This is a genomic window from Succinimonas sp., from assembly GCF_045225735.1.
Classification (GTDB): Bacteria; Pseudomonadota; Gammaproteobacteria; order Enterobacterales; family Succinivibrionaceae; genus Succinimonas.
Genome location: NZ_JBGVBR010000308.1, coordinates 1 through 8,376, shown reverse-complemented (window position 1 = coordinate 8,376; position 8,376 = coordinate 1). Strand labels below are relative to the sequence as shown.

The 8,376-nt window shown below is 50.0% G+C and carries 10 protein-coding genes; 5 read left to right on the top strand and 5 right to left on the bottom strand.

Annotated features, from left to right (window positions below):
- Positions 1 to 26: 26 nt before the first annotated feature.
- The 5 genes from ACJROR_RS11055 to ACJROR_RS11035 all read right to left on the bottom strand — a co-directional run bounded on the left by ACJROR_RS11055 (position 27) and on the right by ACJROR_RS11035 (position 2,997).
- A complete protein-coding gene (locus ACJROR_RS11055; protein WP_406547104.1) occupies positions 27 to 482 on the bottom strand; it encodes a DNA adenine methylase in 456 nt (151 codons plus the stop codon).
- Positions 483 to 499: 17 nt separating this feature from the next.
- Positions 500 to 682 (bottom strand): DNA adenine methylase, encoded by a 183-nt coding sequence (locus tag ACJROR_RS11050; protein ID WP_406547103.1) that lies wholly within the window; start codon positions 680 to 682, stop codon positions 500 to 502.
- Between the two features lie 132 nt (positions 683 to 814).
- Positions 815 to 1,333 (bottom strand): hypothetical protein, encoded by a 519-nt coding sequence (locus ACJROR_RS11045; protein ID WP_406547102.1) that lies wholly within the window; start codon positions 1,331 to 1,333, stop codon positions 815 to 817.
- A gap of 97 nt (positions 1,334 to 1,430) precedes the next feature.
- Positions 1,431 to 1,967 (bottom strand): hypothetical protein, encoded by a 537-nt coding sequence (locus tag ACJROR_RS11040; RefSeq protein WP_406547101.1) that lies wholly within the window; start codon positions 1,965 to 1,967, stop codon positions 1,431 to 1,433.
- 277 nt (positions 1,968 to 2,244) lie between these two features.
- A complete protein-coding gene (locus tag ACJROR_RS11035; protein WP_406547100.1) occupies positions 2,245 to 2,997 on the bottom strand; it encodes a hypothetical protein in 753 nt (250 codons plus the stop codon).
- Between the two features lie 741 nt (positions 2,998 to 3,738).
- Here ACJROR_RS11035 and ACJROR_RS11030 point away from each other — a divergent pair.
- The 5 genes from ACJROR_RS11030 to ACJROR_RS11010 form a co-directional block, all read left to right on the top strand.
- The gene (locus ACJROR_RS11030; protein ID WP_406547099.1) at positions 3,739 to 4,743 is read left to right on the top strand and encodes a hypothetical protein; all 1,005 of its coding nucleotides are present in this window, start codon (positions 3,739 to 3,741) and stop codon (positions 4,741 to 4,743) included.
- Positions 4,736 to 5,059, top strand: a complete 324-nt coding sequence (locus ACJROR_RS11025; RefSeq protein WP_406547098.1) for a hypothetical protein — start codon at positions 4,736 to 4,738, stop codon at positions 5,057 to 5,059. Before ACJROR_RS11030 ends, ACJROR_RS11025 begins: the two co-directional genes overlap by 8 nt.
- A 32-nt stretch (positions 5,060 to 5,091) precedes the next feature.
- The gene (locus ACJROR_RS11020) at positions 5,092 to 6,117 is read left to right on the top strand and encodes a hypothetical protein (RefSeq protein ID WP_406547097.1); all 1,026 of its coding nucleotides are present in this window, start codon (positions 5,092 to 5,094) and stop codon (positions 6,115 to 6,117) included.
- Positions 6,118 to 6,213: 96 nt separating this feature from the next.
- Positions 6,214 to 7,179 carry a hypothetical protein gene (locus ACJROR_RS11015; RefSeq protein WP_406547096.1) on the top strand — a complete coding sequence of 322 codons (966 nt, stop codon included), beginning with the start codon at positions 6,214 to 6,216 and terminating at the stop codon, positions 7,177 to 7,179.
- A 429-nt stretch (positions 7,180 to 7,608) separates the two neighbouring features.
- Positions 7,609 to 8,376: AAA family ATPase (locus tag ACJROR_RS11010; protein WP_406547095.1), on the top strand; the 768-nt coding region annotated here is incomplete at its 3' end.

Sequence of the window (8,376 nt, the reverse complement as noted above, 5' to 3'; positions counted from 1 at the left end):
TTCTAGTCACGGTTTGATAGTGTGAATCAAATCTTGATTTTCTTCAGAGGGGATAAGAATTCCGAAAAAATACTGACCAATGTCGGTCGTAACACCCTGATACGGCGGACCATGTACACCAAATCACCGGGACATACCGTATCGAGCACATCATGGTAGTCAAGATCTGAAAAAATGGTTCTTCCTTTAAGGAGGGCGGAAACGGCCAGGACGTTTTTCCTTAAAGTTTCGGGATTGGTGCCGTGTCGGCGCCTGTCCGGGGACTGATTGAATTTTCCGTTACCGCCATACCGCACAGAGCCTTTTACGCACCTTGCAATCAGATAGAGCATATTTGCCGGGGTTTTCTGGCCGTCATTAAACCTGTCGCGGACAAGAAAGAAATGCTCCGTGTGGTTATCACCGTATGAAAATTGCTCTTCCCAGACTTTTCGGTAGTCATCAGAAAGACGCTCAGGATTTTCGACTGCCTCCTTCAGCATATCCACCAGGGGTTTATTCAGATCATGATGACGTATGAATTTGCCCGGTGTTCCATTGCCACGGCTATGGAAATCGCCGCCATGCCGGAAAAGGGCTCAATAAGCCTGTCAAATCTTTCCGGCATATACCGTAAAATCTGAGGCGCCAGTTTTCTTTTGGAGCCCTGATACTGTACGATATGGGGGGTTTTTCTGTTCATTATGATTCATCTTTTTTCCCCGCCGTTTTTTACGTTTGCAAGCGCCATCCCCCCGCCATCACTTATGTGTCGAAATCAGTCTCCGGCATAACGATGACTGTTTTGATCAGGGCAGGATCATCATCAGGTTCATCAGGTAAAAAACAGCCGCATAAACTCCTCGTCTGTGAGAGACAGTTCATCTCTCAGATAATTAAGCTCTCTCATGGTGAATAAATGCTTTTCGACCTTCTGGTAGAAGGTGCGGTTGGCAATGTCCATCTGTTTGACAAAATCCGCCACGCCGATGCCCTGACTTTTGATGAGGGCATTGAGTTTTCTGATCTCTCTTGCGTCATCCAGATTCTTCTTCACCGGGGTAGTGTATTTCCGGCGATCCGTGGCCTTCTGGCATTCCTCCGCCGCCCTCTGATTACGTTTCGCTATTTTGCCGGAAAGCTCCTGAAAATCATTTTTCACGTTATCCAGCTCATTGATAACGCTGATCATGTCCCGGGTAACTTTGGTGATATTCGAGCGGATCCGGTTCTGTCTCAGGGTGAACTCCTTGACGGCGCTGACGAGATCCAGATCTTCATCTGCCGCTCCCGGATTCTCGCCTTCCGGATTTCCGGTCATGTTTTCAGTTTCTTTTTCTTTGCTGCTGTTCATTAAAACTCTCTTCCTGCGTTATGAATGCCCCGGGGGTTCAGGAGCCGCAAAAACCGCATCTTCCGAACGCGCGGCTTATTATCTGTCCGATGCCGGCTTATTCGGGAGCGGCTGTCTTTGTCCCGGTGTTTTCCTCTGCCAGCGTCAGAGACACGCTGAAACAGGAAAGGGCTTCCGGATCGTAGTTCATGCCGCATCGCTCGTAATACCCCTTTTTGCTCTTAAGCATGACCATGCGGCAGCTTTTCTGCTCGTCATCGGATCTCAGCAGGCATTCCGTCCATTTATCCTCCGGTATTTCCTGGTATCGGAGATATGAGACGATGACAGCATAAATCCCGTCGTTGACAATGGCGGTCTGATTCGGGAACTTCAGAAGGAGCTTCAGCAGGGGCTCGGGATCCGTTATGTCGTTTTTCGTTCCGTCGTTTTTCTGTTTTACCAGAGCCCTGACCTCGCAGTTCGGAAAATCAATCTCGGTGATCCTGAGAGTTGCTTCCAAACCGCTGGGCATAACGCCGAAGAACATTTCGTTTTTGTCGCTTTTCTGGAAAAGATACTCGCAGCTGTCCAGAATTCTGAGCTGACTGGGGGCGGTCTCCGGGTAACTTACGGTTGCATAAGCTGTGTCCAAGATGATCTCCTGTGCTTTTCAGGGTTAAGCGCTGATATTTGAGATGCCTTCCGGGCGGAAATGGGCCGGGATTCCGAATCGTCTGACTATTTCAGGATCTCCCGGAACACCCGGAAGATATGCTTTTTCTGCCGGGATGACATCAGAACGGCTCCGTCCGGGACTCCCATGCTATGGAACAGCCGGATTCCCGCTGCCCCGGAAGACTGTTGTTCTTCCCTCGAAGCTGGTTTTCTGGCTGGTCGTTTTGTGGCAGCGGCAGCTGACATGGGGCGGATCACCCCCGCTTGTTCCGGAAATCAACCTCAAGAATGCGGGCTCCCGCAGGGCTGTAGTCGGGGAGCTTCTGCAGGTAGTAGCTTCCGGCATCCATGAATACCAGATAAGCCCCCTCGAAGGACATCTTTTTCATCAGGGCGGCGGATGACACGGACTTATCCCAGCAGTAACCGCTTAGGATCTCCGTATAATCTCCGTTATAGATCTCCGGGTCATGCCAGACGCCGTAGCAGTAGATATGGCTGTCCGACCGGGACATTTCCTTCTGCATTAAGGGAATGAGATTGCTTTCCTGCTCAAAAACATGAACGCTGAGCTGCTGCTTTTCCAAAGGCTCAAAGCTCCGGGCGCAGTTCCGGAAAAAATAACTCCGGTTCCGGGAACGGATCTTCAGGAAGCCGGGAAGCTCCGGGATAACGGCAGTTACGGATTTAAGGCATTCGATTTCTCCGCTGTAGGAGCCGCAGGAGTCGCGGTTTATGGTATAGGTGCCGTAGATGTAGCATCCCTCGATATAGGGAGCCCTTGCGGGATCGCTGCACTCCATCTCAATGTCTTTAAAAAACCGGCAATAATCCATCTCAATGTTGGTGAGAGTTTCGCAGCTCGAAAGCAAAGAGACAAGCTGTTCCCGCTTGTCATGAGGGAGAATCGGCATGGCCGGCTCCTCAAAATCCAGGGGACCGTAAACCTCCGCTATTTTGCGGTGGTGCTGCCGTCTGGCCTCCATTTCCTCTTCTGATACCTTCATAATTATGCTATCCCCTGTGTATCCGTATGTGTTCCCTCTTAAATGATTCCGTCTGTTCTGCCGTCTACTGCGTGACTCTGCGAATGCGTCAGATAAAAATCAGAAGCTCCGGTTTCTCCGGCCGGCAGATTTCTGGGAAAGCCGGGGCCTCATTTTCGGCCATGGCAGGCAGGAGCGAACTCAGGGCTGCAGATCCCCGGATAACGCCATAAAACTTGGCGGGGGCCCTATCACTTTTTCAGCAGGAATCAATTTTATGTTCTGTCTCCCGTATTTTACCGCTTTTTGTCCGCCGCCGCAGTGTGTAAGTTAAGGGCGGCGGCAGTTCTGAAAATCCCTTTTTATCCGGGTTTGATACGGCTTTCCGAGACCGTCCCCTGAATAGACGGGAGCTGTTTCCTGCCAGAAGAAAGACGCCGATCGGAATCTTTCCCCCATATTCCAAGCATATCGTTATTGCGTTGTAAATGCAATCATTTTGTGTTATTTTATTAATATTTCTTGCATTGTAAATGCAATCAGCAATAACAGCACGAGTTAGGAACCGGGCAGATCACGGGCATAAATCCGATAACGCGTCGCATTAACGAGACAGAATTTAAGGAATGATGCGGAGTCGGCGGGAATGGGATCCCCGCCGTGACAAACCGAAAGTGATTGTCTTTTCTGAATACATGTTCGCCCTTCTGCGATAATTGCGTTTTCGGACGCTTTGTATTTACCTTTATCAGGAACAGCCAGATGCTTTTTTTCACCGACCGGAACTGCTTTCTGACCGCAGTTCGCGTTTATGCCAATGCCGGCTTCGACTGCAGCTGGCGCCTTCAATTCCCGCTTTTAGCCGAATCCTGCGATTTTATCGAGGAGCTTTTCTCGGATTACGGATCCCCCGTGCTGGAAAGCGTTGACAGCAAAAAGGGCCGGGGTAAACGTCTCGTGATCCCCGCCTCCGCTGAGTATTTCGCCGCTGCCTTCTCCGATCCCGACTGGCGCCGGATCTATGCCGTGGTGTTTTCCCGGAAGCCCCTCCCGGATCGGGAACACTGCCGCTGCCAGAGGAACGACTCCCGGGCAAATCCGATCTGCCGTTTGGACACGATCCCCGAGGATGTCATTTTCAAACCCCTGGAGGGCAAAAAGGAACACCGGAAGTTCATCCAGTTCTCCTGGAAGGAAGAGAGCAGCTGTGCCCTTGCTCACGCCCTGCTCCGGGCCGTGACCGCAAAGAACATGGAAGCCTATGACATCCTGTTCCGCCTGACCGAGCTCTGGAAATTCTGCGACAATAAGTTCCCCGGGATCTTCGCGAACCGCCTGACGGAAGTCTGGCAGAAAACCTTCCATGAGAATCCTCCCGTCCCCTTCTGCTTTAACCCCGCTGAAACAGACTTCCGTAAGTGCATAAGATCCGTCGTGTCTCCGGAGGATTTTCTGGAGGATCTGAAAGCGAAACGGGAAAAGTGGCTTTTGGAAAGGCCGGTTCTTCAGAAATTCTTTGCCGAAAACCCCGCGGAAACCTGTCAGCGAGATATCAAAGCCCTGACCTTCGGCACCGGGGAGTTTTCCGGAAGATTCCGGGATGCGTACAGCTTCATGGCGAATGAACTCACCAGAGAGCCGGAGGGGCTCCCGGTTCTGGAAAACTTTATCAATGAATTGAGGGAAGGAAGGGAGATCGTTCCTGAAGACGCGGGATCCGGCATAAGCCCGGCCGCCCCGGAAAACAAGGGAGAAAACCATGATTAAGCTCGCTGACTGCGGCGCATTTCTGGTAACGGTCGAACAGTACATTTCCGCGGAGTTCAGATACGCCGGAACCGGAAGCCTGCCCGGAACTACGAAGGACATCGCCTGGCTGGAAAAGACGTTCGGGAAGTACTCCACCCCGATCCCCCGTTTCCGCAAAGACCAGCGCTTCGGAATGATGCCATACGCAAGATTCATTCCTCTGGGGAGAATGCCTGCATTTGCAGGCAAGGGCCTTGCTTATCGAGCACAGAAATCTATGAGGGGCTTTATCCTTTCATGGGGAACGGATGAATTCCCGCAAAGCTTCGGCTGAGCGGGGCTGTGTTTTATTAAACGGAGATCAATATGAGATCTGAAGAAATTGAACAGCTTTATCAGCACGATCTGTTTTGGAATATGAAATGGATGGAAAGACTGAGAGATGAAAATAAGTCTCAGCGGATTATCCGCGTCACGGACAGCTATTTTAAGTTTATTCTTAAAAGCGAAGTCCTCCGGGAGATCGGCCAGGAGCTTGTTAAGATGTACTTCCGCAACCAGAAAGAGGCTTCTGACATCTTCTCTGCCGGAAACGAAATTCAGATTGCATACGGGAAAAGAACCTTTGATCTGGATATTGTGGCTCATGTATTTGAAGCTGTCTCCGCTCCTGAAAATAATCCTGAAGAGGAGAATAGAAAGGAACTGATGCAGCTGGGTATTGAGATGCAGAAAAGCTCTTTCGGCATTGGAAGGTTTCTTGTGTACTGGGGAGCTCTGGCTGCCAATCAGGATGCAGGAACGCCTACCGATGATCTGGAACCGAAAGAGTGCCTGCTGGTTGTATTATCCTGCGCCGGTTCGGAGTCCTGCGTAAAGCTGGATACCGCCAAATGGCATCACTGCTGGAAAGCAGTCCCCGTTGACACGGACGATGACAGAATCATCGGAAATCCTTATCAGAAAGGGATAAACACCTTGGTGATAGACCTGAACAGGTTTAAACAGCAGGTGACTGATCCTCAGACGATTTTGGATTTTTACTTCTCGTTTCTGATGTGCGAGACCCATAAAGACATTAAAGAACTTCTTGACAAAGATCATGATGGTATAATGGTAAATATCATCAGAGCGGATGTGGAATTTCTTAAAAATGATCTTTCATGGGATGTGTATATGAGCGAGAGTAAAACAGAGATCAGCCTTATGACAGAGCGCAATGCTCGTTTAAAGGCCGAAGCCGAGATCAAGGCGAAGGATGAGATTATTAAAGCCGAATCAGCGAGAGCTGATGCAGAGGCCCAAGCCCGCGCTGAGTCAGACGCTCGAAACAAAGAGTTAGTGGACTTTTGCCGCAAAAACGGCCTTGAGCCTCCGGCTTATTTAGTCTGATTTTTCCGGTATTGTTATCTGAATCCTGCCCCTCTCCAGGGCGGGATTCTTTTATTTTGGCAGAACCAGCCGCCCCGGAAAACAAGGGAAAAAACAATGATTAAGCTCGCTGACTACGGCGCTTTTCTGGTAACGGTCGAACAGTACGTTTCCGCGGAGTTCAGATACGCCGGAACCGGAAGCCTGCCCGGAACTCCGAAGGACATCGCCTGGCTGGAAAAGACGTTCGGGAAGTACTCCACCCCGATCCCCCTGTTCCGCAAAGACCAGCTCTTCGGAATGATGCCATACGCAAGGTTCATTCCCTCCCTGGCCATGACGGGCTTCCTGTGTTCGGCAAATCCCGTGTCCGGCACGCTGGACTATGTTTTTCTGGCAAGAGAAAAGAAGGACTGCGTTCCTGCGGAGGAAGCCGGCCTGAAATGCCATGACTGCCGGGATGACTGCCGTTTTCCCTTTTTCCGCATTAAGACATGGAAGGAAATAACCGAGCTTCCGGACATGAATTACAGAAGCAAAACGGAATGGGACTTTTTCTCTGACGATGAATACCTGCCCATTATCTGCCAGCTGGCCGCAGCGGCCATGATCCGAGGCAACTCCCGTCTGACGCGCTTCCTGATATCCTATGCCTGCAAACTCCCTGCCCTGGGAGACACCGAAAGGATCAGGGAATACCTGACTTTCCTGAGAAACTTTCGCTCTCTTTGCGGGAAAACCAGTTACAGCATCCATTACACCAAAACGAGGCCGGACTTCGGAGGGATCCGCTTCTGCAATGACCAGGAGCTTCTGACCCGCATCAACGGGAACCGGAACCGCCGCACCAGACATAAGCAGGAACTGAGATCGTTCTTTGACCAAAACCCTCCAGAGGAAGTCCGGAGAATCGCCGCGGAATCCGGAATCATATTCCCGGAATATCCCTTCAAATCCAAGGAACATTACCGCGACTATTTCCGGTATGTACGAAATACGCTCCTTAACGAACAGAAACGCCGGGAGGATGAAGCCGGGGAGACCGCATTCCCGGAGGAGGATCCGGAAGAGGCTGCGGAGTAAGGATCCCCGGTTATTGCTGCCGAATCCGGCCCTGCCTCTCAGGAGATCCCGGAACCGCCCTTCTGAGAAAGAGGTTTTCATGCAGGGAGAGTAGAGCTGAGATATGTTTAAGCTGCGATTAAAGGAGCTTTTTCGGACAGGGAACGAGATGGCTGTCATATCTCATGAACTTGCCAGACATGCCCTGCATGAAAGCAGACGGGCATCCCGGCCCCGCCTTATTTATGAAACCGGCCTTGTTTTCGGGAGAAAACGCCCGGGGGATACTCCGGCCAAAGCGGTATTTTAGACAGGATGACTCAACGTGCTATATTATGTTAAGTCAGATCGGCCGGTTTTCCCTTGGTAATGAACCAATTTGCTATGGTATATTAGGTCAGTCAGGGATCTCCCCGGGGCTGCCCGGAATAGTTTTACGGAGAAAGCGATATGGGAACTTTTTTAAACCCCGGCGGCAGCAATGCATTTACCGAACTTGTGGCTAAACAAGACTCTGGTATCTTCGTTGATAAGACCGATTTTATCAGTGAAACCATAGACAGACTGGATGCCGGAGATTTAAAACTTATCGCCTTCACCAAACCTCGGCGTTTCGGAAAAACCGTCACCGCTCACATGCTTGCTTCTTATTATTCCAAAGGAGCTGACAGCAAGGCCTTGTTTTCTGGATTAAAAGTAACCGGTTATGCCAGGACAAAAACAATTAACGGGCAGAAAAAGAAAATTACCTACGAGGAATACCTGAACAAATGCAATGTTATCTACTGGGACATGAACAGCATAGATGACAATTTCAAGGCCTATAAGTCAGATGAAAGTCTGCATGTTGATTATGTGGACGATATCGTTGACTATTTGCAGTATGTGACATTGCTGGAAATCAGACAGAACCAAGAATTTGAAGAAAAGATCAGCAAGGCTCCTCTGATCGGGAGAAAATCATTAAAACAGGCTTTGGTGGCCACTGAAGCCAAATTTGTTCTCATTATGGATGAATGGGATCTGATATACCGGGAATACCGAGATGACGAAACTCTTCAGGAAAAATTTATGGATATGCTGGCCGGTTTATTCAAAGCCTCTGACGGACTTTCCTGCTTTTCTCTGGCATACCTTACCGGCATTCTCCCGATAAAGAAATACAATTCCGAGTCAGCTCTGAATAATTTTGACGAATACAATATGCTTCAGCCTGAC

Bases quoted from the DNA above. Each gene is read 5' to 3' on its own strand.
- ACJROR_RS11045 (WP_406547102.1), bottom strand. From the start codon at position 1,333: ATGAACAGCAGCAAAGAAAAAGAAACTGAAAACATGACCGGAAATCCG.
- ACJROR_RS11035 (WP_406547100.1), bottom strand. From the start codon at position 2,997: ATGAAGGTATCAGAAGAGGAAATGGAGGCCAGACGGCAGCACCACCGC.
- ACJROR_RS11020 (WP_406547097.1), top strand. From the start codon at position 5,092: ATGAGATCTGAAGAAATTGAACAGCTTTATCAGCACGATCTGTTTTGG.
- ACJROR_RS11015 (WP_406547096.1), top strand. From the start codon at position 6,214: ATGATTAAGCTCGCTGACTACGGCGCTTTTCTGGTAACGGTCGAACAG.
- ACJROR_RS11030 (WP_406547099.1), top strand. From the start codon at position 3,739: ATGCTTTTTTTCACCGACCGGAACTGCTTTCTGACCGCAGTTCGCGTT.
- ACJROR_RS11050 (WP_406547103.1), bottom strand. From the start codon at position 682: ATGAACAGAAAAACCCCCCATATCGTACAGTATCAGGGCTCCAAAAGA.
- ACJROR_RS11025 (WP_406547098.1), top strand. From the start codon at position 4,736: ATGATTAAGCTCGCTGACTGCGGCGCATTTCTGGTAACGGTCGAACAG.
- ACJROR_RS11055 (WP_406547104.1), bottom strand. From the start codon at position 482: ATGCTGAAGGAGGCAGTCGAAAATCCTGAGCGTCTTTCTGATGACTAC.